21 protein-coding genes and 1 tRNA gene are annotated in these 24331 nt (G+C 68.1%); 5 read left to right on the top strand and 17 right to left on the bottom strand.

From position 1 onward, the window contains the following. Positions 1-3 precede the first annotated feature (3 nt). The 3 genes from BLU02_RS00775 to BLU02_RS00765 form a co-directional block, all read right to left on the bottom strand. Positions 4-1014: a DNA topoisomerase IB gene (locus tag BLU02_RS00775; protein WP_060923370.1), complete on the bottom strand. Its 1011-nt coding sequence runs from the start codon at positions 1012-1014 to the stop codon at positions 4-6. A gap of 73 nt (positions 1015-1087) precedes the next feature. Beyond that, complete coding sequence (locus BLU02_RS00770) at positions 1088-1594, bottom strand: hypothetical protein (protein WP_060923369.1); 507 nt, start codon at positions 1592-1594, stop codon at positions 1088-1090. 9 nt (positions 1595-1603) lie between these two features. Continuing rightward, complete coding sequence (locus tag BLU02_RS00765; RefSeq protein WP_060923368.1) at positions 1604-2881, bottom strand: MFS transporter; 1278 nt, start codon at positions 2879-2881, stop codon at positions 1604-1606. Between the two features lie 83 nt (positions 2882-2964). Between BLU02_RS00765 and BLU02_RS17660 the strand changes: the two genes are divergently transcribed. Both BLU02_RS17660 and BLU02_RS00755 read left to right on the top strand, forming a co-directional pair. Beyond that, positions 2965-3759 carry a hypothetical protein gene (locus tag BLU02_RS17660; protein ID WP_083370845.1) on the top strand — a complete coding sequence of 265 codons (795 nt, stop codon included), beginning with the start codon at positions 2965-2967 and terminating at the stop codon, positions 3757-3759. 89 nt (positions 3760-3848) lie between these two features. After that, on the top strand, positions 3849-4700 hold the full coding sequence (locus BLU02_RS00755) for a class II glutamine amidotransferase (RefSeq protein WP_060923188.1): 852 nt from the start codon (positions 3849-3851) through the stop codon (positions 4698-4700). Positions 4701-5226: 526 nt separating this feature from the next. Here BLU02_RS00755 and BLU02_RS17315 read toward each other — a convergent pair. Next, on the bottom strand, positions 5227-8802 hold the full coding sequence (locus BLU02_RS17315; protein WP_157546952.1) for a hypothetical protein: 3576 nt from the start codon (positions 8800-8802) through the stop codon (positions 5227-5229). 196 nt (positions 8803-8998) lie between these two features. Here BLU02_RS17315 and BLU02_RS00745 point away from each other — a divergent pair, with 196 nt between their 5' ends. Further along, the gene (locus BLU02_RS00745) at positions 8999-9703 is read left to right on the top strand and encodes a hypothetical protein (RefSeq protein ID WP_060923186.1); all 705 of its coding nucleotides are present in this window, start codon (positions 8999-9001) and stop codon (positions 9701-9703) included. Between the two features lie 14 nt (positions 9704-9717). On the opposite strand, the gene BLU02_RS00740 is transcribed toward BLU02_RS00745, so the two are convergent. The 10 genes from BLU02_RS00740 to BLU02_RS00695 form a co-directional block, all read right to left on the bottom strand. Then, the gene (locus BLU02_RS00740) at positions 9718-10296 is read right to left on the bottom strand and encodes a hypothetical protein (RefSeq protein WP_060923185.1); all 579 of its coding nucleotides are present in this window, start codon (positions 10294-10296) and stop codon (positions 9718-9720) included. 132 nt (positions 10297-10428) lie between these two features. Further along, a tRNA-Gln gene (locus tag BLU02_RS00735) sits at positions 10429-10503 on the bottom strand. Between the two features lie 100 nt (positions 10504-10603). Continuing rightward, complete coding sequence (gltX, locus tag BLU02_RS00730; protein WP_060923184.1) at positions 10604-12109, bottom strand: glutamate--tRNA ligase; 1506 nt, start codon at positions 12107-12109, stop codon at positions 10604-10606. A 29-nt stretch (positions 12110-12138) separates the two neighbouring features. Continuing rightward, a complete protein-coding gene (locus BLU02_RS00725) occupies positions 12139-12903 on the bottom strand; it encodes a class I SAM-dependent methyltransferase (RefSeq protein WP_083370844.1) in 765 nt (254 codons plus the stop codon). Further along, on the bottom strand, positions 12900-14159 hold the full coding sequence (locus BLU02_RS00720; RefSeq protein ID WP_083370843.1) for an MFS transporter: 1260 nt from the start codon (positions 14157-14159) through the stop codon (positions 12900-12902). Before BLU02_RS00720 ends, BLU02_RS00725 begins: the two co-directional genes overlap by 4 nt. Beyond that, positions 14156-14935, bottom strand: a complete 780-nt coding sequence (locus BLU02_RS00715) for a fumarylacetoacetate hydrolase family protein (protein ID WP_060922668.1) — start codon at positions 14933-14935, stop codon at positions 14156-14158. Before BLU02_RS00715 ends, BLU02_RS00720 begins: the two co-directional genes overlap by 4 nt. Positions 14936-15050: 115 nt before the next feature. After that, positions 15051-16031, bottom strand: a complete 981-nt coding sequence (locus BLU02_RS00710; protein WP_060922667.1) for a hypothetical protein — start codon at positions 16029-16031, stop codon at positions 15051-15053. Positions 16032-16221: 190 nt separating this feature from the next. Beyond that, entirely contained in the window at positions 16222-17322 is a 1101-nt protein-coding gene (locus BLU02_RS00705) for a branched-chain amino acid aminotransferase (RefSeq protein WP_060922666.1), read from the bottom strand. 62 nt (positions 17323-17384) lie between these two features. After that, on the bottom strand, positions 17385-18428 hold the full coding sequence (locus BLU02_RS00700) for a 3-isopropylmalate dehydrogenase (protein ID WP_060922665.1): 1044 nt from the start codon (positions 18426-18428) through the stop codon (positions 17385-17387). 82 nt (positions 18429-18510) lie between these two features. Continuing rightward, the gene (locus tag BLU02_RS00695) at positions 18511-20046 is read right to left on the bottom strand and encodes an MFS transporter (protein WP_060922664.1); all 1536 of its coding nucleotides are present in this window, start codon (positions 20044-20046) and stop codon (positions 18511-18513) included. 96 nt (positions 20047-20142) lie between these two features. Here BLU02_RS00695 and BLU02_RS00690 point away from each other — a divergent pair, with 96 nt between their 5' ends. Beyond that, positions 20143-20685 (top strand): TetR/AcrR family transcriptional regulator, encoded by a 543-nt coding sequence (locus tag BLU02_RS00690; RefSeq protein WP_060922663.1) that lies wholly within the window; start codon positions 20143-20145, stop codon positions 20683-20685. A gap of 73 nt (positions 20686-20758) precedes the next feature. On the opposite strand, the gene serA is transcribed toward BLU02_RS00690, so the two are convergent. The 3 genes from serA to BLU02_RS00675 all read right to left on the bottom strand — a co-directional run bounded on the left by serA (position 20759) and on the right by BLU02_RS00675 (position 23297). Continuing rightward, positions 20759-22363: a phosphoglycerate dehydrogenase gene (gene serA / locus BLU02_RS00685; protein ID WP_060922662.1), complete on the bottom strand. Its 1605-nt coding sequence runs from the start codon at positions 22361-22363 to the stop codon at positions 20759-20761. A 131-nt stretch (positions 22364-22494) separates the two neighbouring features. Beyond that, positions 22495-22830, bottom strand: coding sequence for a hypothetical protein (locus BLU02_RS00680; protein ID WP_060922661.1), 336 nt, complete (start codon positions 22828-22830; stop codon positions 22495-22497). After that, positions 22827-23297 carry a hypothetical protein gene (locus tag BLU02_RS00675; protein ID WP_060922660.1) on the bottom strand — a complete coding sequence of 157 codons (471 nt, stop codon included), beginning with the start codon at positions 23295-23297 and terminating at the stop codon, positions 22827-22829. The genes BLU02_RS00680 and BLU02_RS00675 overlap by 4 nt, the downstream gene beginning before the upstream one ends. Positions 23298-23380: 83 nt before the next feature. Between BLU02_RS00675 and BLU02_RS00670 the strand changes: the two genes are divergently transcribed. Continuing rightward, positions 23381-24331, top strand: coding sequence for a hypothetical protein (locus tag BLU02_RS00670; RefSeq protein ID WP_060922659.1), 951 nt, complete (start codon positions 23381-23383; stop codon positions 24329-24331).

Below are 24331 nucleotides of genomic sequence, written 5' to 3'. Positions count from 1 at the left end.
CGTTCAGCCGCGCCGCCCTGTTCCTCGCCGGTTGACCTTGCGCGACGTCTCCGGTCCGCCCAGCAGTCGCCGGATCGCGGTCTCCGGGGTCACGTCGAGATCGAGCGTCCGGCCCCGACCGTACTGCCGGAACACGCGGGGATCGATGTAGCTGTTGCGGGCGACCGCGGTCGTGTTGCCGAGGGCGGTCGCCGCCGCCTGCACCGCGAGGCGTTCGGCCTGATTCCGCTGACCGCGGCGGTCGAGGGCTCCGATGCGGGCGAGGGCGTCCGCGGCGATGATCGTGCCGTGGAGGGTGCGGAAGTCCTTGGCCGAGAAGCTGGCCCCGAGCACGTCCTTGAGGTACGTGTTGACCTCGGCGGGCGTGATCTTCACCCGCCGCCGGCCTTTCCGGTACGCCAAGAGGAAGGCGCTCGAGGCACCGCTCGCGAAGTCGGTGAGAGCTTCGGCGAGGGCTTCGTCGGTGATCTCGATCGCGGCGGTCTGTCCGCTCTTCGCCGGGAAGGAGAGGGCGACGTCGCCGCCGTCGATGCGGACGTCGCGGCGGCGGAGCGTGGTCAGGCCCCGGCTGCCGTGGCGCGCCAGGTAGCGCTCGGAACCGATCCGCAGCGCGGCGTCGTCGAGGAGGCGGAAGGCGATCGCGAGGGCTCGCTCCTTCGTCTGCCCGTCCTCCTTGAGAGCCTTGGTGACCTGCGCCCGGGCGCTGGGCAGGGCCGCGGCGAGGTCCAGCGCACGGACGAACTTGCGACGGTCGCGGGAGACCCGCCAGAGCGGGTGGTAGAGGTACTGCTTGCGCCCGGCGGTGTCGATCCCCACGGCCTGGATGTGCGCGAGCGGGTCGGCCGCGATCCACACGTCCTGCCACGCCGGCGGGATCACCAGGTCGCTGATGCGTTCGCGATCCGCCTCGGGCGCCGGCTCCCCCGTCGGATCGACGTACCGGAATCCCGAGCTCGTCCGCTTCCGTGTGAAACCCGGGTCCTGGCCGGGTACCACTCGCACCAGTCGCGCCATGCGTCTCTCCTCCCGCCGTGCAGCTCCTCCGAGTGTGGAGTGACCGCAGTCTCGGCGGGAAGGGAGTGGCGTCTCACCCTGCCCGCGTGCTATCTGCGTCGGCGTCCTTCGCGAAGACCGCCCGCATGTGGTCGCTGGTGAGGAAGTCCGCGATCCCGATCATGATCAGGCTGAAGACGATCTGCTCGGTGACCATCCAGACCGGGTAGAGGCCGGGGATCGCCGCCATGACGAGCGTGATGACCGGGAAGATCTGTGCGAACAGTCGCAGCCGGAGGTAGGCCCAGCGCCATCCGCGACGCGCGCGCCACGCGAAGTAGAACAGCGTCGCCGTCATCGCCAGCACCACGAGGGTGCGCATCCACACGGCGAAGGGCACGCTGTCGCCGTCGGCGGCGAGCACCAGGGCGACCACCACGGCGCCCACCCCGAGCACCAGTTCGGCGACGAGCAGCCAGAGGATCCACGTGAAGGCACGGACGGTCCGCGGATGGGTGCGACCGGCGTCGCTGATCAGCACGCCGGCCTGCCGCCCACCCGCGATCCGGTCGAGACGGAGGAAGAGCGGTTCGAGGGCCATGCTCGGAGCCTAGACCGGCGGCGTCCGTTCGACCTCGTCCGTTCGATGGACCTCGGCGCTGCTGCCGTTGGCCGCTGCCGGGAGCACCCGCTCCAGCACCGCCGCCAGCACGCCGACGGCGAGGCTGCCCGCGACCATGACCGCGATGAACCAGCCGCTGACGCCGACGCCGAGGAGCACCCCCGCAACGAGCGGGCCGAGGATGGCGCCGCCCTGGAAGGCCGCCGAGTTGAGGGCGTTGTAGCGCCCGCGGGTGCGGTCCGTCGCGAGATCGTTGTAGATGGCCGGGATCGTCGGCTGCATCATGGTCTCGCCGAACGCGAACACGCCCATGAACGCGATCACCGCGATCGCGGCCGTGACCGAGTCGGGAAGCAGGCCCGCGGCGCCGAGCATGACCCAGGAGACGGCCCAGATGAGCGCCATGACCTGCATGACCCTGGTGCGCCGGCGCCCGGTGATGAGCCGGAGGACGGCGAACTGCAGCAGCACGATGACGGCCGTGTTCACCGCGAACGAGATGCCGACGACGGCGGTCGAGACCTGGGCGATCTGACGGGCGTAGGCGGGGAAGCCCGCCTCGATCTGTCCGTAGCCGATGAAGACGGAGAAGAAGGTCAGCAGGGTCATCCACAGCACCGCCGGTCGGCGGAGGATCTCCCGGTAGCCGCCCTCGGTGGTGACCGACGGGTCGGGGTCCGGCTGCGTGCGCACGTGCCGGAGCGGGCCGAGGAGCAGAGCGAGCGGGATGAGGCTCGTGGCCGCGTCGATGAGGAAGATCGCGGTGAAGGTCGACGGCTCCGTCACGTCGACGAAGAAGCCGCCGATGATCCCGCCCACGCCGATGCCGAGGTTGACGAGGGCGAAGTTCACGCCGAAGTACTGCTGACGGACCTCGCCGTCGACCACCGAGGCGATGAGGGCGTTGAAGCCGGGCCAGGAGACCCCGAAGTTGATCCCGATGAGCACGACCGCGACCGTCGCGACGGCGGGATGCGTGGCATAGGCGAGGAGCGTGCACCCCGCGATCATCGCGAGCAGTCCCACGATCAGCACACGGCGGGCGCCGAAGCGGTCGATGAGCGTACCGCCGGGGCCCGTGACGACGAGCCCCGTGATCGCGATGAGGCTCATGAGCGCCCCGGAGAACCCGAGGTCGAAGCCGCGCACCTCGTGGAGGTAGATGATGGTGAACGGCAGCGTCATCCCCCGCCCGAGCGTCTGGATCGCCACGGTCGACAGCAGCCAGCGCCCCTCGGTGGGCAACGCGTTCCAGAAAGACCTCATACCGATCACCTCGTCATTGTTCCAGGAGCCGGGGACATCGGATGACCGCGGGGTCTCGAGGAGGAAGCCGATATTCTGCGAGCATGCCCGTGTCGTTCGAAGACTTCCGCTCCGCCCTCCCCCATGCACCGGCCCGTGACGCGTGGGGCCTCGTGCTCACCGACGCCGAGGCGCAGCAGGTCGCCGCGGACGAGCAGGCGAGCCGGGCCTGGTACGACTACTTCCTCGCGACCACGGCCGCGGCGCCGACCGCCCCTGCGGCGGCGGCACCGCTCGGGGGACACGAGCTCCCCGTCGCCGCCGCGCCGGGATTCGCCGCGGCACCCCCGCCGGCACCCGCCGCCGCCCCGTGGACCCCCGCGCCCGCGGAGGGCCCGGAGCGGAAGAGCCGGGTGGGACTCTGGGTGACGCTCGGCATCGTGGGCGCGCTGCTGCTGATCGCCGCGATCGTCACGGTGTTCGCGTTCACGACCGCGCGCCACTGGACCAAGATCGACGTGCCGGAGAAGCCCGAGACCTTCCACAGCGAGGAGTACGAGACCGGCAAGTACCTCGTCGCCGACGACGGCGTGAGCCCGTGCGCGGTGGACCAGGACTGGACAGACTGCATCGGCCTCATGGAGGCCGAGTACTCGGGCGCCTGCGCCGGGGTCGAGCTCGTCCCCGCCGCCGCGGACCTGTGCGCCCAGCACCGCGCCGAGATCGACCGGATGATCGCGGAGGACGCGGACGGGATGTACGTGGCCTCCCTCGGCGATTTCGGACACCTCACCCGGACGCCCGAGACGGCGACGCGGCAGGTCTCGAACGACGATGCCGAACCGGCCGTCACGCATGAGGCCGTGTGCTATCTCGGGTTCCTCGGGGAGTGCGAGTAGCCGGTCAGCCATCCGCGGGTCTCGCCGGGGAGGCTGACCGAGCGTATCGTCGGGCACAGACGTGATCGGGTCGGGGACGAGGTGTCGACATGTGTCGGTGGCTGGCGTACGTGGGAGAACCGCTGCACCCGTCGGAGGTGATCCTCGACGCGCGACATTCCCTCGTGGCGCAGTCCCTGGACTCGCCCCTCGGCGCGGAGACCGTGAACGGGGATGGGTTCGGCCTCGGCTGGTATCCGGCGTCGAACGGTGACGACTCTGGGCAGCCTCCGAAGCCTGCACTGTTCCGCAGCATGGAGCCCGCCTGGAACGATCTGAACCTGCGCGAGATCTCCCGCACGATCCGCAGCCCGCTGTTCTTCAGCCATGTGAGAGCTGCCGCCGGGCCGCCGGTCCAGCAGACCAACTGCCACCCGTTCCGGCACGCGAACTGGCTCTTCATGCACAACGGCGGCTTGGCGGATTTCCTGAGCGTGAAACGCGACCTCACGCTCGCCGTCGATCCCTCCCTCTACCCGGAGATCCAGGGCACCACCGACTCGGAGGTGCTGTTTTACCTCGCCCTGACCCTCGGCCTCCAGGACGATCCGATCGCGGGCATGCGGGCGGCCATCCGCGAGGCCGAGCGCGTGGGGCGCGAGCATGGCGTCCGCTTCCCGGTCCAGGGAACCTTCGCGGTGTCCGACGGCACCACCGTCTGGGCGTTCCGGTACTCGACGGCTGGGCGCTCCCGCTCCCTCTTCCACTCCACCGACATCGAGACTCTTCGCCGGATGTACCCCGATGCCGAACGGCTTCGCGTCTTCGGCCGCCGGGCGCACGTGATCGTGTCCGAGCCCCTCAACGATCTGCCCGGTGCATTCACAGAGGTCCCTGAATCGACGGTATCGATCCTCGACGAGACGGGCTATCGGTACGTGCCCTTCCTCGAAGCCGCGTGAGAAGCTGAGGCCCCGTACCGGAAAACGACAAAACCCCCGCCGGAGCGGGGGTTTTCGAAGTGCTGACATCGCTGACCTCTACTCAAACCCTTTGGAGCTGCCAGTCAACCTTGTGGAACTGCGGAATCTCGCGGTTCTTGGTGATCGAAACGATGGTTTGAGCGCACCAAATGTGTACCGAAGCCACGAGCTGTCCAAGCGACTCGGCAGCATCAAAGTCGCGGAGCTCGTCCGCCGTGTCAGGGCGGGTTAGAGTACTCGGTCCCTTGCTCGCGAACTGGATGTTGCGAACTCGGCACTGACGCGAATGCTGCGCGAGGAAGGTGTCGCCATCTCCAAACGGAAGGTGAGTAACGACGAGGCAGCCGCGATGGCGGGCGAGTATGAAGCCGGCGCCACGATGGCGGGACTCGAGAAAAAGTACGGACAGTCGCACGGTGCAATCTTGAGAGCACTGCATCGATGCGGAGCAAACTGAGAGCAAGCGCGCCTCGCCGCAAGAACTAGGCGGGACCGCGCTGCGTCACTACCAATCGTGTTCCTGCTCGCCCTGGAGTACATCTCCCAGCCGAGACTCGAGGTGTTCAAGCAGCTTTCGACACCACCGCTTAGCACCATCAGATTGACCGGGTTGAGCGACCCAGCGCTTCACCTGAGCAATCTGGCCCTTGATCCGGTCCGACTCGTTCCCTGACCACATCCCAGAGACGAACTCACCGACTAGCGGAGACGTTACCCCTCGCTCATCTCCGAAGCGACTCAAAAGGAAAGACGCGACCGGACTTAGTTCGTCTGAACCCACAGAAGCAACCGAGGCCACGGTCTTGGCGCGATCTATCGAGTCGCCAACCCAGCTTTCGATCACATCAAGATCGATGATGTCGGCAACCCAACCTCGCGTAGAGAATGCCAGCTTCCACGACTCACGCTTCGCAAGCCGGTCAAGGAGTTCGATCCAGACTTCTTTTCCTGCGAGCTTCAGGGCTCGGCCGAAGAGTCCCTTCTCTTGAGAGCCGGAGTACATACTGATCGCGTCTTGCTCGACGAGCTCAACGAGAATCCGAACGATCCTGGCCGGGTCCTTCTCGAGCTGTCGTTCTGCGAGCTGAGACCAGTCGTACTCTTGTTGACCGAGCACTGGGAACCGAGGCCGAAGCTCGACGATCTCTTCGATCGCAGCCTGAAGCTCTGGTGAGATTTCCGGTCGATCATGTAGCTCGAACGCAAGGAAGTCCACGAGTGCGCGATAGTCATCCTCCGATTCGACGCGGGTCCTCCAGTCATTGATGTAGAGGCGAAGTAGGTCGTCGTCGCTGGTCTCACGCAGCCAGTAGAAGACTGCGCGAGCGCCTTCTGCGACAGAGATTTCTGGAAGAAGCTCTGCTGCTCGTGCTTCAGCGCGCAAAGTGCGTGGACCTTGCGTGGTGAGACGAAGCTTCGTGATCGGATCGGCGTTTAGCTGGTCAACGTACTCGTCGTAAGTGCCAGGAGTTGCCTCCTCCAGACCAACGAGGAACCCTACCAATGCGCGAGCGTTGGGGCCCGACAACTGCGCGAGCAGCGTAGGTGCGGTGGCGGCGATATTTGCACCACGCTTTGCAAGCACCCTCCCGATAACGAAGTCGGTGGGTACCTCTTTCACGAGCAGTGCGAGAAGCTTGGCCGTGGCGGACTCGGATTCCGTCCCCTCCAGGGCGTTGATGAAGTCAGTTTCGATGTCGCCGTTGCGCCTGTCCCATGGCGATGCGTGCGCGAACACCCAGAGTTGGTCGTCAAGAGTGCCAGCGGGCAGGGCAGCAAGGATGGCGTCGATGTCTTCGGCAAAATGCTTCTCGTCACCAGTGCGGTCGTACAGCGACGCAAGGTCTGCAAGTTTCGCACGAGCGTCTTGGAGCTGCTCGGGAGGAAGGCTTGCAAGGGTCGACGCCAGATGGTCTCGAAGCACGGGCTGACCGAGGGAAGCGTGAATAGCGTCCGTGAGCGCCTCAACGGCGGACGCTGCAACGTATGCGTCCGAATCGCCGCTGAGAGAACCGAGGATGTCGATGATGGCGTTGCGGTACTCCCAAGACTCGCCCCAAGTCTTGGGCGCACCGCGAGGTTCAACCACGACTCCACCTTGAAGCTCTCCTGACACCGTCGTGTGCTCGTGGGAATCAAGCGCCCGATGCGCGGCCTTAACTACGAGCGCACGGATTTCTGAACGACCTTTCGCGGCCTTCGATTGCAGATAGGCGAGGCGTTCGGCCGGAGACGCAGCTGTTGACGGCAGCATCGTTCCGAACAGGTCCACCCAGACACCTGTCGAGTTGTTGGAGAAGGGTTCATTTTCTACGAGAGCAAGTCGTAGAAGGGAATCGGCTGCTTCAGTGAAGGTTGAGGTATGCCATGCAAGCTTCTGCAGTGCCCACACCAGTGGCCGTCGTGCGCCCTCAGCCTTGCGCAGGTCGTCATCTTCCGTTTCCGCGAGTAGCTCAGCAATCCGACCCGACACCCTCTCAGGCGAGAGAATCGCGAGGTGATCCAGCAGATTCCCGCGGCGGTCTGTTGCTACGGCTTCAAGTGAGCTGAGTGGACCATCGGCACCAAGCATTTGATCGATGACTGCGCGAGGCAATGTGGAATCGCCAATCTCGGCAGCGCGTCGGAAGAGGCGTTCAGTGAGGTCTTCGGAGAGTTTGGGTAGGAGGTCAATTACGATGCGTGATCCAAACTCTGTCCACCCGTTTGAGGCAAGGTAAATTGCGACGGGGTTGGGGCCGACACTTCGATAGCGTCCCTGTGTCGTGAGTAAGCCGTGTGAGGCGAGGTCCGCTGCCGCGGCCCGAAGATCGGACTCAGGTACGCCGAGCCCCTCGCTCAGTATTGAGAGTTCCGACGCGAGTTCAGCGTCGAAGCCGATTCGGCTGAAAAGGGCGAGGGCGGATGATGCTAAAAAAAGTGTCCCTCCAGGAAGTTCATCGACAATGAACTGGCGGATGTCGTTGGGGTCGATCAGTTGGCGCGCGGTGCCAGGGCGTTGGGCAACGAGTGCCTTCGCACACTTCAGTGCGTAGTCGATGTTCCCCGCAGACACTTCGACAATGACCCGGGTCGCTTCCGGCCAGAGTGTCGGTACGTTCTTCTGCAAGAGCTCAGTGAGCGGCGCGTCCTCGAAAGCCGTGATTTGGAGCGTCGCCGCTCGGGCCGCACGCTGAGACGGTTCGCTAACGGTGACGAGTCGGATCTTCGTACCCGTCTGGAGCATCGCGGCAAAGATGTCATGACGCTTTGCATCGCACTCATCGATCACAATCACGGCTGAGCGCCCCTGCGTCTGAAGTTGACTCAAGACGGCCGGAGTGAACTGGTCTTCGCTCGGCACATAGATCACAAGGGCCTGATTGGGTTGGCCTCGGAGCGCCTCCATGACTAGTCGGGTCTTTCCGAGTCCGCTTACGCCCTCGACATGTACGCCGGACTCGTCACCGGACTGTATGGCTTCCCGCAAGCTTTCGATCTGCTTTTCGCGTGCGTCAGACGCAACCCAAGTCGTCTTATGACTGACCGATGCCGACCACTCATCAAAGGTCTGGCCGATAATGCCGATACCGCGAATCAACGGGCTGATCGCAACCGCTGGGTAGACCTCCGCCCATCGGGCAAGATGATCGGCGTTCAACACTTCGATAGTTCCGGGGTTGACGGCGATGCCAACCGAACGAGCAGCCGCCTCCAGCGCCGACTTTCGTCTAGATATCTGGACAGGAGTCAGCGACCGTCCGAGGGCTAACCGGTAGGAGCCGCCACTCGTCAGGATCTCAAGGGCTGCGGTTGCCTCAAGGAGTTCTGTCTTGCATGCGGCTGGTGCGAGATCGCCAGCCTTGAACTGCCACGCTGATTGTCCTTGAGGAACCCAGACAGTAGCGAGATCAGAGGCGAGCCCTGCATCGACACCTCTGTCAGGTGCGTTCGTACGGTACGTCTGTGTGAGGGCAGCACCCGCAAGTCCGGCACTCGCCAACCCGGCTTCGAGCAGGCGTCCCACTAGATCCGCGAAGGCCGAGCCTTCGAGCCCTTCGACCTGCTGCGGGTCAACAGAAAACGGGCCCTTATCAGGCACTTCCTGTTGCCCCCGTCTTACATACCGTAGTAGTCATATATGCCCCGATTATGAAGATCTTGCCGACCTTAGTCAAGACGCTATCGTCGCCGCCGCTCCTGCCGGGCTTCCCTACGGCGCGCCTTCCTCATGACCGTGCCGTCGTCCTCTTTGACGAGCTGGAGCAGCGCCTTGGCGAGGTAATGAGTATCGATCTGTGGACGTGATCGGCGGCGATGCGGATCGTGCGCGTCCTGCCACCGACCTTGAACGCGCGGGTGATCTTGGCACGATGGCGGTCGACCATCTGGTTCGGACGCCCCTCGAGACTGGCGCGGAGGGCTTCGAAGTGTCGACCGTCCTCCTGAGGCAGAGAAGGGAAGACCTTGGTCATCTGCTTGCGGTGGGCGAGTGCGTCGCGATCGGTTATCGGAACCGTGGGAGCGAAGTAGTCGTGGAGGTCGCGCTGCGCGGATCCAGGGAGGGCCCCGAATGCTTGACCATCGCTCTCACTCCACAGCTCGATGAGGAAGTGGCGGAGCGTGAGGTAGTCGCGGGTAGTGAGTCTCGGCATAGGACGCTTCACTATGAGCTACTCCCCCGAGGTTGCAAGCATGAGCAACGGCGCGACAACGCGGCCACGTATGAGCTGCACATCTATCCGACCTTCGGGAACCGGCGCATCTCGCAGCTCACCACGATGGACGTGGAGGCGTGGCTGGCCGAACAGCGCGCGGCGGTTAAACCCAAGCCGTGCGCGAGCGCCGGTCTACCTATCGAGCGCGTCGCCAAGTTCATGGGGCACGCCGACATCACCACGATGTACAAGCATTACCTGCACCTGTTCAACGACGACCTGACCGACGACATGGACCGCCTAGCAGCCTTGGCCAGCCGTCCCGCTCTGGCGCGCATCGGCTGACCGCCCTCCGGGGATCACTGGGCCTGAGACAAAGCCTCAACCTGCACAGCATCCGTGCGGCGTTCGTTCTTCGCGTTCACCGAGCGGCGAATTCCGAGTTCGCGTCGCGTCCGATTGACGTACTTGTCCAAAGCCTGGGCATACTCCTTATGGAACTTCTGTGCCTCTTCACCGCGGAAGATCCCATCCGTATTGATCTGCCTTGCACACTCATCCATGAAGGTGTCGGTTGCAGTCTGAAATGCACCAAAGGAGTCAACAATCGCTTGGGATCCGACGACAGCGACGCGCCCCCGGAGTCGGCGCATCTCCTTGTTCAGTTCCAGAGCCCTTTCCAGTGCAGCTGCTCCAGCCGCATCAGCCTCGGGATCCGAGCCGCCCAGCGACGCATTCGTCGTGAAGTCGCGCATGGCGTCCTCAAACTCATATGCGTTATCGAGGGACTCAAGCAACACCTCACGCTTCAACTCTGCAATTCGCTTCTGCTTATCGTTGCTCCGACCGATCAAGCCTCCGACGAACGCACCGCATAGCGCGGAGCCAATCGCGAAGAGCGGTATGGCGTACGTAGCCAAGAAGCTGAGAATGTCCACCCGCACATTCTGGCAGAAGTACGCACTCCGACCCGCGCGGCTACCGGGGATCTACCGGGGATGCAACGCCGACGCCGGAAACAACAGAAGCCCGGATCCTCCGTTTTGCTGCGGAGTTCCGGGCTTGTCTGTTGGCTGGGGTACCTGGACTCGAACCAAGAACAACTGAACCAGAATCAGCCGTGTTGCCAATTACACCATACCCCAAGGGCGAAACCGGAGCCTCGCACCGAGAGTCAAGCTTACCCGAGCGGCGACCGATCACCAAAACCACCGGTGCCGTGTCGCCGCTCGGGCGCGTCGCGCATCAGTTCGCGAGGAACGCCGAGAGCGCGCGCAAGCGGCGCAGCGACTCGTCCTTGCCCAGCAGCTCCATCGACTCGAACAGGGGCGGGGAGACGCGGCGGCCGGTGATGGCCACACGCGGCGGCCCGTAGGCCACACGCGGCTTGAGCTCGAGGTTCTCCACGAGCGCCGTCGACAGCACCTCCTGGATTTTCTCCGGGGTGAAGTCCGTGACCGGCTCCAGGGCGGTGACGCAGGCGTCCAGCACCTCGGCCGCGTTGGCCGGGAGCCCCTTGAGCGCATCCGCGTCGTACGACACCTCGTCGCGGAACAGGAAGCCGAGCATGCCCGGGACCTCGCCCAGCAGCTGCACGCGCTCCTGCACCAGCGGCGCCGCGCGGAAGGCGAGGACGAGCTGCTCGTGGGTCGGCTCGTCGAACAGGCCGGCCGCGGCGAGGTACGGCACCGTGCGCTCGGCGAAGTCCTTCACGTCGAGCATGCGGATGTGGTCGCCGTTGATCGACTCGGCCTTCTTCTGGTCGAAGCGGGCCGGGTTGGGGTTCACGTTCTCGATGTCGAACGCGGCGATGAACTCGTCGAGCGAGAAGACGTCGCGGTCCGGGCCGATCGACCAGCCCAGCAGCGCGAGGTAGTTCAGGAGGCCCTCGTGGATGAAGCCGCGCTCCCGGTGCAGGAACAGATCGGCCTGCGGGTCGCGCTTGGAGAGCTTCTTGTTGCCGGTCTCCCCCAGCACGAGCGGCATGTGGGCGAACCGTGGCACGAACGTCGTCACACCCGCGTCGATGAGAGCGGCGTAGAGCGAGAGCTGCCGCGCGGTGGACGGCATGAGGTCTTCGCCGCGGAGCACATGGGTGATGCCCATCAGCGCGTCGTCGACGGGGTTCACGAAGGTGTACAACGGCACACCGTTGGGGCGCACGACGACGAAGTCCGGGAAGGACCCCGCGGGGAACGTGACCTCGCCGCGGATCAGGTCGACGTACGTGAGGTCCTCATCCGGCACCCGCAGGCGGAGGGCGGGCTGCCGGCCCTCGGCGCGGAAGGCGGCCTTCTGCTCATCGGTGAGGTCACGGTCGAAGTTGTCGTAGCCGAGCTGCTTCGCGCGGCCGTTGGCCTCGTTGCGGGCGTCGATCTCCTCGGCCGTCGAGTAGCTCTCGTAGAGCGCGCCTGTCGCGAGCAGCTTGTCGATGACCTCGCGGTAGATGTCGTGCCGCTCGGACTGGCGGTACGGGGCGTGCGGGCCGCCGACCTCGACGCCCTCATCCCAGTCGATCTTCAGCCACGTGAGCGCGTCCACGAGCTGGCGGAAGCTCTCCTCGCTGTCGCGTGCGGCGTCGGTGTCCTCGATGCGGAACACCATCTTCCCGCCGTTGTGACGGGCATACGCCCAGTTGTACAGAGCCGTGCGGACCATGCCGACGTGCGGCAGCCCCGTCGGAGAGGGGCAGAAGCGGACGCGGACGTCGGCGCCGCTGGCGGTCGTGGTGAGGGGATGCGGAGTAGCCATAGCCCTTCGATTCTACGGGTGCGGGCCGGTCAGCCCCGGCGCGAGACCGCCACGGCCGCGCGGTGCTCCAGCGGGAGCACCGCACCCACCCGATGCGCGGCGACCGTCTCCTCGAACCCGGCACGGAACCGGGATCGCTCGGCAGAGGAGAGCCCCGCATACTGCGCCCCGGCGCCGGCCACACCGCCCTCGACCGAGACCCACAGGGCGTCCGGGTCGGCGTGCCAGGTCCAGGTGTGCTCGCCGACCGACACCTCCGGGAGTCCGGCGTCGACGAGCATGGCCGCGAAGCCGTCCGCGGTGCGATCGAAGTCCTCCTCCGCCGGAAGCCTCTCCCCCGCAGAGGGCCGCAGCCCCGCGCGTTCGACGACCTCGGCCCAGAACCACGACGGCGAACGGGTCCAGGTCGTCGCGGCGACCTGTCCCCGCACGATCCGACGCAGCTCGCGGGCGGCGGTCCGCGGGGAGGAGACGTGGTTCAACACGAAGTTCGCCACGACGGCGTCGACGGCGCGGTCGGCGAACGGCAGCGTCGGCAGGCCGCCGTCGATGATGCGCAGCGTCGGGTGCCGCCGGCGGGCGACGGCGCGCATGGTCGGCTCCGGCTCGCAGGCCGTGACGTCCCACCCCAGGCCGGCGAAGCGGACCGCGAGGCCACCCTCCCCCGCCCCGACGTCGAGGAGGCTGCGACCCTCCGCCGGTCCGAGGGCGGCGGCGAGGACGTCGAAAGTCCCCGCGCACAAGGCCGCGTACGAGGCGGCATAGGCCTCCCCGACGCCACCCCAGGCCTTCACCGCGCGCTGCTCCGGGCGAGCGGTGACAGCGCGACGATCGCGAGGACGAGCACGGAGGCCGCGATGCCGAGCCCGGCGTACTGGAAGTTCGACAGCACAATGCCGGCGAGGACGGAGCCGGCGGCGGCCGACAGGCTCATCAGCGAGTCGCTGCGTCCCTGCCGCCGCGTGCGGACGTCGGGGGCCGAGGCCTCGGTGAGCAGGGCGGCGCCGGCGACCGTGGCGGCGCTCCACCCGAGGCCGAGGAGGATGAGCGCCACCATGACACCCCACGCCTCGGTGCCTGTGAAGACGGCGAAGGCGAGGGCGCCGCCGAGCAGAGCCTGCCCGAGCAGCACCACGCGCAGCCGCCCCCAGCGGTCGGCCAGCACGCCGAACACCGGAGAGAGCGCGTACATGCCGCCGACGTGCAGCGCGATGGTGATCCCGACGAGCGCTGAGACGTCAGCCGGGGTCGCCGCCGCACCGTGGGCGCCGTGCGCCATGTGGGACAGATGCACGGGGGTCATCGCCATGACCGACGCCATCACCACGTGCGACCCCGCGATCGCGAAGATCGCGTAGCGGGCCACGCGCGGGCGGTCCGCCACGGCGGCGCTCGTCGCGGCGGCCGCCGCCTGCGCGAGTCGCTGCGCGGCGAGCAGCGGATCGGGTCGGAGGGCGACGAGATAGAGCGCGAGCGCCGCGCACTGCGCGACGAACGAGAAGACGTACGAGCCGGTCTGCGGCGGCATGCCGATCGCCTGGCCGACGATCTCCCCCGGACCGAGCAGCAGCGGCCCCGCCACGCCGCCGATCGTCGTGGACCACACGACGATCGAGAGGTCGCGCCCACGATGCTGCGGGGCCGCGAGGTCCGTGGCCGCGAACCGGGACTGCAGGTTGCCCGCGTTCCCCGCACCGATCAGCAGGATGCCAACGAGCAGGAGCGGGAAGACGCGCACGGATGCTGCGAGGATCACCACGGCGATGCCGATGAGGGCGAAGAGGTTGCCGAGGGTGAGTGCACGACGCCGTCCGAGCCGCGCGGCCATCCGGGCGAGCGGGATCGCGCAGACCGCGGCCCCGAGGGTCACCGACGCCGTCGCGAGTCCGGAGAGCGCGTCGCTGCCGGAGATGTCCGCGGCGAGCAGCGCACCGAGCGACACGGTGGCTCCGAACGCGATGCCGCCGAGCACCTGCCCCAGCGACAGCACGAGCACGGTGCGACGCTGGACCGCCTGCTGCTGCGTCGCCGTGAGGGCGACCTCGATCATGACGTGGGAGCGGCGTCGCGCGCGGTGTTGCGGAGGATGCCGAGTCCGGAGATCTCGACCTCGACCGTGTCGCCCGCCTCGAACGTGCCCACGCCGGCGGGAGTCCCCGTCATGATGACGTCGCCCGGAAGGAGCGTGAACACCGCGGAGGCGTACTCGATGATTGCGGCGACCGAGTGGATCATGTCGGTGAGCGGGGCGTGCTGGCGGACCTCGCCGTTCACCCGCGTCTCGATCGTGGCCTGTGCGGGATCGAAGTCCGTCTCGATCACGGGGCCGAGCGGGCAGAACGTGTCGAAGCCCTTCGCCCGCGACCACTGCCCGTCCTTGCGCTGCAGGTCGCGCGCCGTGACGTCGTTGCCGATGGTGTAGCCGAGCACGTGGTCGAGGGCGTTCTCCGCCTTCACGTTCTTGGCGATCCGCCCGATCACGACCACGAGCTCGCCCTCGTACTCCGTCCGCTCCGAGAGGGCGACGGGACGCACGATCGCGTCGTCGGGGCCGATCACGGCGGTGTTCGGCTTGAGGAACAGCAGCGGCTCCTCGGGGGCCACTCCCCCCATCTCGGCGGCGTGGTCGTGGTAGTTCTTCCCGACGCAGACGACCTTGGAGCGCGGGATCACGGGCGCGAGCAGCGTGACCTCGGTCAGCGGGACGCGGGCGCCGGTGGTCTCGTACCCGGAGAACATCGGGTCCCCGGCCAGGACCACAAGCTCGCGGTCGTCGATGATCCCGTACATGATGGCGTCGTCGTGGCTGAACCGGGCGATCTTCATCACTCCACCCTAGATCCCCTGCTCCCCTGTCGAGACCCCGCTTTCTCGTCGAGACCCCACCTTGCGTGCGCAGGTGAGGCGGGGTCTCGACGCGACCCCGGGGGCTCAACCGACCTCAGCCGGGCGGATGGATGCCGAACGCGGCGAGCCGGCGCCCGAGGTCCTCGGGGGTGCGGATGTGCCGCGAGCCCCACCGCACCACCCGCCACCCCGTGACCCCGCGGATCTCGTCCTCGCGGTGCTTCTCCGCCATCACCGCATCGGTCGTCGTGGGCGTCGTCCGCAGCTCCGCATCCCGGTACTTGTCCTCCCCGTCGAACTCCCCGAAGGCCCGCGACCGCGGGAAGCCGAAGTCGGCGAAGTACCGCGCGCCGTCAGAGCCGACGACGGGGATCTGCAGACCGATGTCCCGGAAGCCGAGTCGGTGGAGCTGGAGGCGACTCACGCTCTCGCCCGGAAGCTGCGCCCGTCCGTCCGCGAAGGCTCCGATCCACCGCGCGCGCCGCACGCCCCGGAGCCCCGCCGTACACAGCCGGTCGACCTCGGCCCGCCAGGCGTCGACCTCATCGTGGTCGACCTCGTGTCCGTCGATCGAGACCATCCGAAGCGCCGCGTCCCCGGCCGCGACGACGGCCTCGGGGCGCAGCAGCCTCGCGAGGTCGAACACGGTACGGATCAACGACGTGCACCGGAGCCCGTACCGCCGGACGATGTCGCCCTCGTCGAGCGCCATCTGGTGTCGGACGACCCCGGCCTCGGTCCGGCTGTGCCGACGGCTGCGGATCGCGGTGTGCACGTCGTCCCGGATCGGCCCCACGAGCGGCAGCCCCCAGAGCGCCGCCGCGGAGAGGTGCGAGAACACCGGACCTCCGCCGGCGCTGGCCCGTCGTACGGCGCACACCCGCACGAGCTGTCGCCCCTCCGGCCACAGCGCGTCCCAGACCTCCGCGTCGACATACGCCCCCCGGTGCACCCGTCGCAGCCTGCCGTGCGCGACCGCCTCCCCCAGTTCCCGTTCCGTGACCCCCGTGTCGAGGACCTCCTCCCGCGATCGCACGAGATCCCAGGCTTCGGAGAACGAGAGGCGCCGCGACATCCCCTCACTCTCCCCCGCCTCCTCCCCTCACCTCTCGTTCTCCACACCCCCCACCTCTCTTCCCCCACTCCCCCCGCATTGTGCAGGAACCGTCCCCGCGCGCGAGACCCCGGGTACACGCCGAGACCCCGCCTTCCACGCGGCGACACGGCGGGGTGTCGGCGGGGAGACGGGGTCTCGGGGAATCGGATCAGGCGTCGAGGCGGAGCAGCCAGCCGTGCTTGTCCTCGCGGCGCCCGTACTGGATGTCGGTGAGCTCTTCGCGGAGCGACAGCGCGAGCTCACCCAGCGGCTGCGGCTCGTCGAAGCCCTCGCCCACGAGCGCGCCGATCGGGGTCACGACCGCGGCCGTGCCACAGGCGAACACCTCGACGATGTCACCGGAGGCCACGCCCTCACGCCACTCGTCGATCGAGATCGGACGCTTCTCGACCGTGTAGCCGCGGTCCTCGGCGAGCTGCAGCAGCGAGTCGCGCGTGATGCCCTCGAGGATGCTGTCCGACTCCGGCGTCACGACACGACCGTCTTTGAACACGAACACGACGTTCATGCCGCCGAGTTCCTCGACATCGCGGTTCTCGTTGAGGAACACGACCTGGTCACAGCCCTTCGCACTGGCCTCGGCCTGCGGCAGGAGGCTGGAGGCGTAGTTGCCGCCCGTCTTCGCCTTGCCGGTGCCACCGCGTCCCGCGCGGGCGTAGTCCTCGGAGAGCCAGATCCGCACGGGCTTCACGCCTCCGGTGAAGTAGGCGCCCGCGGGGCTCGCGATCACGTAGTAGGCGACCTTCTGCGCCGCGCGCACACCGAGGAAGGCCTCCTTGGCGAACATGAACGGCCGCAGGTACAGGCTCTGGTCGGCGCCGGAGGGCACCCAGCGGCCGTCGACGGCGATGAGCTCGCGCAGCGACTGCATGAAGTACTCCGTCGGCAGCTCCGGCAGCGCCAGGCGGCGGGCGCTCGCCTGAAGGCGCGCGGCGTTGCGGTCGGGACGGAAGGTGTGGATCGAACCGTCCGCGTGCCGGTAGGCCTTGATGCCCTCGAAGATCTCCTGCGCGTAGTGCAGCACGGACGCCGCGGGGTCGAGCGGGATCGGGCCGTAGGGCTGCACGCGCGGACGGTGCCAGCCGCCCTTGGCCGACCAGCAGATGTCGACCATGTGGTCGGTGAAGACGACCCCGAAACCGGGGTTCTCCAGCACTTCGGCGACGCGTGCCGGCGAGGCCGCGTTCAGGTTCTTCGTCACGGCGAACTCCAGGGGAGCCACGCTCGTCTCGGCGTCGATCGTCGTCATGTCGTCATCCAATCCTCGTGGGGTGGGCGCATCCTCGCGCCCTGTCAGCCTACGCCCGCCGTTCAGAGACGGGCAGTGATCGCGGAGCCGATCTCCGCGGTGGTGCGGGCACCGCTGCGGGCGGCGATGTCCGCCTCGACCGCGGCGCTCACACGCGCCGACTCGGCCGTCAGGCCGAGGTGGTCGAGCAGCAGCGCGATGGAGAGGATCGCGGCGGTCGGGTCGGCCTTCTGCTGGCCCGCGATGTCCGGAGCCGAGCCGTGCACGGGCTCGAACATCGACGGGAAGGCGCCATCGGGGTTGATGTTCCCCGAGGCGGCGAGGCCGATGCCGCCCGTGACGGCGCCGGCGAGGTCGGTGAGGATGTCACCGAAGAGATTGTCCGTCACGATCACGTCGAAGCGCGACGGATCGGTGACGAGGAAGATGGTAGCGGCGTCGACGTGCAGGTAGTCGACGGCGACGTCAGGGTGCTCGGCGGCGACCTCGTTCACGATGCGCTGCCAGATCGCACCGGCGTGCACGAGCACGTTGGTCTTGTGCACGAGGGTGAGCTTCTGACGGCGGCGCTCGGCAAGCGCGAAGGCGTAACGGACGACCCGCTCGACGCCGAACGCCGTGTTCACGGACGTCTCGTTCGCGACCTCCTGCGGTGTCCCCTTCCGGATCGCTCCGCCGTTGCCGACGTAAGGCCCTTCCGTCCCTTCACGGACCACGACGAAGTCGACCTCGCCCGGGTCCGACAGCGGACCGGGCGCTCCGGCGAAGAGCTTCGAGGGGCGCAGGTTCACGTAGTGGTCGAGGGTGAACCGGAGCTTCAGCAGGAGTCCGCGCTCGATGTTCGCGTCCTTCAGGCGCGGGTCGCCCGGCGTGCCGCCGACCGCGCCGAGGAGGATCGCGTCCTGTGCAGAGATCGCGGCGAGGTCGTCGTCGGTGAGCGTGTCGCCGGTCTCGAGGTACCGGCCGGCACCGAGCGAGAAGCGGGTCTTGTCGAACGTCACGGCGCTGTCGGCGGTGACGGCGTCGAGCACCTTCTCCGCCTCGGCGATGACCTCGGGACCGATGCCGTCACCCGGGATGACGGCCAGCTTCACGACACGCGACATGAGACTCCTTGCGCACTGCACGGGGGTGGACCGGCCGCGGCGCGACCGCGGGTCGAACGGGCCGGTCCCCCCAGCGTAGTGGTCAGTGCGTGGGTGCCTTGCGCAGTGTGACGGCCGCGATGACCGCCGCGACGACGACGAGGCCCGCACCGATGAGCGACGTGACCGTGACTCCCGAGCCGAACGCGTCGGCCGCCGCCTGCCACAGGGTGTCGCCGAGCGCGGCCGGGAGCTCGTGGGCGGCGGTGTACGCACCGGCCAGCGTCTCCTGCGCAGCGCGGGCCACCTCGGCCGGAAGCCCCTCGGGCAGCACCAGCGCGCCGCGGTAGAACGCGGTGATGATGCCGCCGAGGATCGCGGTCCCCAGCACGGCGCCGAGCTCGTACGCCGTCTCGGACACTGCGCTCGCGGCACCCGCCTTCGCCGCGGGAGCGCTGGAGAGAATGAGTTCGTTCGAGATGGTCTCGGCCGCACCGATGCCGATGCCGAGGACGACGAAGGCGAGGATGAGCGGTGCCACGCCGTGCGCGTGCGTCGTGAAGGCGACGATGAGGTACCCCGCGACGGAGAACACCAGCGCCGCCGGGATGAGCACGTGCGGCGGAACCCGCCGCGAGATCGGTACCACCGTGAGTCCGGCGACGATCATGGCCGCCATCCCCGGCACGAGCGCGAGGCCCGCGACCATCGGCGAGAGTCCCAGCACGAGCTGCAGGTGCTGCGACACGAAGTAGAGGAACCCGACGAGGGCCACGACGCTGAGCAGGTTCACCAGGATCGCCCCCGAGAACGACCCGCGGCGGAACAGCGCCATGTCGAGCATCGGGGTGTCGGCGCGGAGCTGACGGCGCACGAACAGCGCCCCCATCACGAGGCCGAGCAGCGCCCATCCCCCGGCGTAGAGCGACGGACCGTCGACCGCGAAGGACTTGATCGCGTAGACGACCGGGATCATCGCGGCCATCGAGAGGGCGATGCTGAGCGGGTCGATGCGGCCCGGGTTCGGGTCACGGCTCTCCGGCACGAGCAGCGGCGCGGCGATGAGCAGCGGGATGAGGACGGGGACGGCGATGAGGAACACCGAACCCCACGCGAAGTGCTCGAGGAGGAAGCCGCCGACGATGGGGCCGAGCGCGGACCCGGCGGAGAACGCGGACGCCCAGACCGCGATGGCCATGCGGCGCTGGTCGCGGTTCTGGAAGATCGATCGCAGCAGCGACAGGGTCGACGGCATCAGCATGGCGCCGAAGAAGCCGAGCAGGGCGCGGGCGGCGATTAGCAGGCCCGCGGTCGGCGCGAAGGCGGCCAGCGCGGAGACCACGGCGAAACCGGTGGCGCCGATGAGGAGCAGACGACGACGCCCGAAGCGGTCGCCGAGTGTCCCCATGGTCACCAGGAGTCCGGCGAGCACGAGCGGATAGACGTCGATGATCCACAGCTGTTCGGCCCCGCTCGGCGCGAGCGAGATCGAGATCTCGGGCAGCGCGAAGCTCAGCACCGTGTTGTCCACCGACACCAGCAGCACCGGGAGCATGAGGACGACGAGCGCCGCCCACCCCCGAGCCCCGACGCGGGGAGCTTCCGTCTCTGTCGTCGGGATCGACGCAGTACGGGTCATGGAACACCTTTCCTTCCTGCGGACCGCTCGTTACTAAACCGTCCGGCTGGTATAGTAACAGATGCCGCCCTCCCGATCCCGCTCAGAGGATGAACGATGCCCCGCCCACCCCTCGCCCGCGAGAAGGTCCTCGACGCCTTCGAGGCGATCCTCATCGACGACGGCGAACGCGCCGCGACGCTCGAGGCGACGGCCAAGGCCGCCGGCGTGTCGAAGGGCGGCCTGCTCTACCACTTCCGCTCCAAGGACGACCTCGAGGCCGGGCTCCTGGAGCGCCTCGACCACCTGACCACCCTCGATCTGGAGCGCATGCGCACCGCCGACGAAGGTCCCGTCGCGTACTACGTGCGGACCTCGGTGATGGAGGACGACGCCCTCGATCGGGCGCTGATCGCCACGACCCGGCTGGCCCAGGGCGGCTCGTCCGCCGCGTCCGACATGCTCCGGGATACCCGGCGTCGCTGGGCGGAGACGATCCGCCCGCACGTCCGCGACACCGCCAGCCTCGACCTCGTGATGCTCGTGAGCGACGGCCTCTACTTCAACAACTCTCTCGACGTGCACGGGCCGGAGCGCCTGGTCCCGCGGAGCGACGAGCTCGCCGATCTCATCGCGCTCGTGCTGCGCGCCACCGCCTGACGCCGGATAGGGCTGCAGATACGGAGAAGGGCGGGAGCATCGCGCTCCCGCCCTTCTCCCCCGCTCTGGGGTGTCAGACCTCGGTGATCTCGATCTGACGGAAGAGGTCGGCGTCGATGGCGCCCCGCACGTCGTCCAGCAGCTCCTCGGACACGGGCGAGTCGAGCGTCAGCACGCTGAGCGCCTGGTCGCCGGCCGCGAGCCGCGAGATCTGCATGCCGGCGATGTTGATCCCGGCCTCGCCGAACTTCTGCCCGTAGACGGCCACGATGCCGGGGCGGTCGGTGTAGAGCATGACGACGTGGTGCTTCTCGATCGGCAGCTCCAGGGCGTGGTCGTTGATTCCGACGAGCTTCTCGGCCTGCTTCGGTCCGGTCAGCGTGCCCGACACCGAGAGCTGCGATCCGTCGGACAGCGCCCCCGTGAGGGTGATGACGTTCCGGTACTCCTCGCTCACGTCGTCCTTGAGCAGGCGCACCGCGATGCCGCGCTGCTCCGCCAGGAGGGGCGCGTTCACGTACGACACGGTCTCGCTCACGATGTTCGTGAAGACACCCTTGAGGGCAGCCAGCTTGAGCACGCTCACGTCGTAGTCGTTGAGCTCGCCGTGCACCTCGACGTCGAGGCTCGTGAGCGGCGACGTGGCCAGCGCGGCGAAGATCTGGCCGAGCTTCTCCACGAGCGTGATGCCGGGACGCACGTACGGGTCGATGACGCCGCCCGCGACGTTGACCGCATCCGGGACGAGGTCGCCGCCGAGCGCGAGCCGCACCGAGCGCGCGACCGAGACGCCGGCCTTCTCCTGCGCCTCTTCCGTGCTCGCCCCGAGGTGCGGGGTCACGACGACGTTCGGGAGGTCGAGCAGGGCGCGGGCGCTGCCGCCCTCCGCCGGGGGCTCGGAGGTGAAGACGTCCAGGCCGGCCCCGGCGATCTCGCCGGCGACGAGCGCCTCGTGCAGCGCCTCCTCGTCGATGAGTCCACCGCGGGCGACGTTGACGACGAACGCGGTCGGCTTCATGGCGGCGAACTGCTCCGCGCCGATCATGCCCGTCGTCTCCGGGGTCTTGGGCATGTGGATCGTGAGGAAGTCGGCTTCGGCGACGAGCTCGTCGAGCGAGAGGAGCTGCACGCCGAGCTGCTGGGCGCGCGCCGAGGTGACGTAGGGGTCGTACGCGACGACGCGCATGTCGAAGGCGGCGAGGCGAGCGGCGACGAGAGCGCCGATCCGGCCCAGTCCGACGATGCCGACGGTCTTCTCGAAGAGCTCGGCACCGGTGAAGGAGCTGCGCTTCCACTGCCCGGCGGACAGCGAGGCGTGCGCGACCGGGATGCGGCGGGCCAGGCTGAGGATGTGGCCGACCGTCAGCTCGGCGGCCGAGACGATGTTCGACGTCGGGGCGTTGACGACCATGACGCCGGCCGCGGTCGCGGCCTTGATGTCGACGTTGTCGAGGCCGACACCGGCCCGCGCGACGACCTTGAGCTTCGGCGCGTGCGACAGCGCCTCCTCGTCGATGCGGGTCGCGGAGCGGATGAGCACCGCGTCCGACTCCGCGAGGGCGGCGAACAGCGCCTCGCGATCGGTACCGTCGACGTGGCGGACGTCGAAGTCGGGGCCGAGCGCCTCGATCGTGGCGGGAGAGAGTACTTCGGCGATGAGCACGACAGGCTTCGGCACAGTGGATCCTTCGGGGCAGCGCGACAGGCGGGAGGGGCCGATGCGCCGCACACCGTCGGGGGCGCGATCGCGACAACTCTACCGGAGCGCCGGGACCGCTCCGTGCCGTGTGACGGCGTGACGGATGCGGGTCAGGCGCTGGGCAGCGTCAGACTCAGCGCGAGCAGGCTCATCCAGAACACCGCGACGATCCCGAGTCCGGCGAGGAACGTCAGAGCGAGCTCGCCCACCCGCCGCCGCCGGCCGATCGCGAAGGCGAACCCGAACACGATGACGGGGAACACCACGCCGAACAGGAGCGTCGCCCATCCGGTGCCGGTGAGACCGGTCTGGGCCATGGTGATGAGGTGCGCGACTGCGTTCCACACCGCGTAGGCGTAGAAGAGCCCGGCGAGGGCGATGACGGTCCACACGAGCCAGCGCGGCGAGCCGGTCGCCACGGCGGACGGTAACTTCGGAGCGCTCATGAACCGATCACCCCCACGGTGACGAACGGCCACGGCACGAGCAGTACGACGCCCGCCAGGAGCACGGCGGCGCGGATCCAGGAGGCCCGGCCCCGCGTCAGCACCCATGTCGCGAGGAACCACAGCGCGGGGGCGGCGATCGCCAGCACGAACCAGGGCAGGAACATGAAATCCGCGACGAGGAACGAGGCGAGTGGCTGCAGGCGGAGACCGCCCGCGATCCACCCCAGGGTGTAGAGCAGGTAGACGCCCCCGACGACCCCGACGAGGACCAGCATCGCGTTGCTGAGACCGGAGGGCGCCCCGGTCGTCTCGTCCCCCGACGCGGATGCGGGCGCCGCGGGCGCGACGGCCTCGACCGGCGTCGGTTCCGGAGCGGGCGTGGAGCGCCGTGCGGCGTCCCGGGGGCGTCGCTCCGCGCTGTCGTCGCCCTCCCAGCTCAGGGCGTCGTCCGAATCGGATGTCATCTCTCCAGCGTAGGACACCGCGGCCACTAGGCTCGGGGATACCTCGGCGGGGTCGCCGAGGACTTTCGGGGGAAAGGACAACCATGGCCGAGAACGACCAGACGTCTTCCGCCGCGCCGCGTCGTCCCACGACCGGCGCCGCGACCGGCGAGCCGCCCGCGGGCTGGACGCCGAGCCCGGAGGCCAAGGCCTCCGCGACGCGCTTCCGCATCATCGCCGCGGTCCTCTGGGCACTCGCCATCGCGGGCGAGGCCGTCGGCATCTTCTGGCTCCTGCGCCAGCGCGAGTTCGTCGACGAGGGCGGCAGGCTGCTCCGCGATCCGGACACCGGCCTCCTGGAAGAGCAGGGAGCGACGGCGCAGTTCCCGCAGTGGGCGTTCATCGCCCTGCTCGTCCTGCTGGTCGTGATCGCCGCGCTGTCGATCATCGGCTCGATCCTGTGGAAGAAGGCCAACACCCTCGACCCGGCGCGGCGCGCGGACAAGACGCGGTTCTTCGTCCAGAACCAGCTCGGCGCGATCATCGCGGTCGTCGCCTTCCTGCCCCTGGTCATCCTCATCTTCCTGAACAAGGACATGGACAAGGGGCAGAAGGCGACCGCCGGCATCGTGGGCATCGTCCTGGCCGTCCTCGCCGCGGTCGTCGGGACGAGCTTCACCCCGCCGTCCGTCGAGCAGTACACCGCGGACCAGTCCGCCGTGATCCAGCTCCTCGGGGCCGATGAGGTCGTGTGGGTCGACGGCGGCAAGGTCTATCACGTCTGCGACGAGGTGCCCGCGATCCAGACCGGCAGCGAGATCCGCACCGGCACCACCTCCGAGGCCATCGAGGCGGGGAAGATACGGCTCACCCTGCAGTTCGCGTCCGAGCTGCGCACCTGCGGCCTGGCGGTGCCCGAGAACGCCGACGAGATCACCGAGGCCCTCCGCGCGATCCAGGCCGGTCAGGTCGACACGCCTCTGCCTGCTCCGGTCTGGGCCGACCCGACGGATGCGCCGATCCAGATCCAGGACGCCCCCGCCGACGCGGGCTGA

The sequence above is a fragment of the Microbacterium paraoxydans genome (assembly GCF_900105335.1).
GTDB classification, from domain to species: Bacteria; Actinomycetota; Actinomycetes; order Actinomycetales; family Microbacteriaceae; genus Microbacterium; species Microbacterium paraoxydans.
The sequence above is the reverse complement of the archived record's forward strand: the minus strand, read 5'-3'. Positions and strand labels throughout refer to the sequence as shown.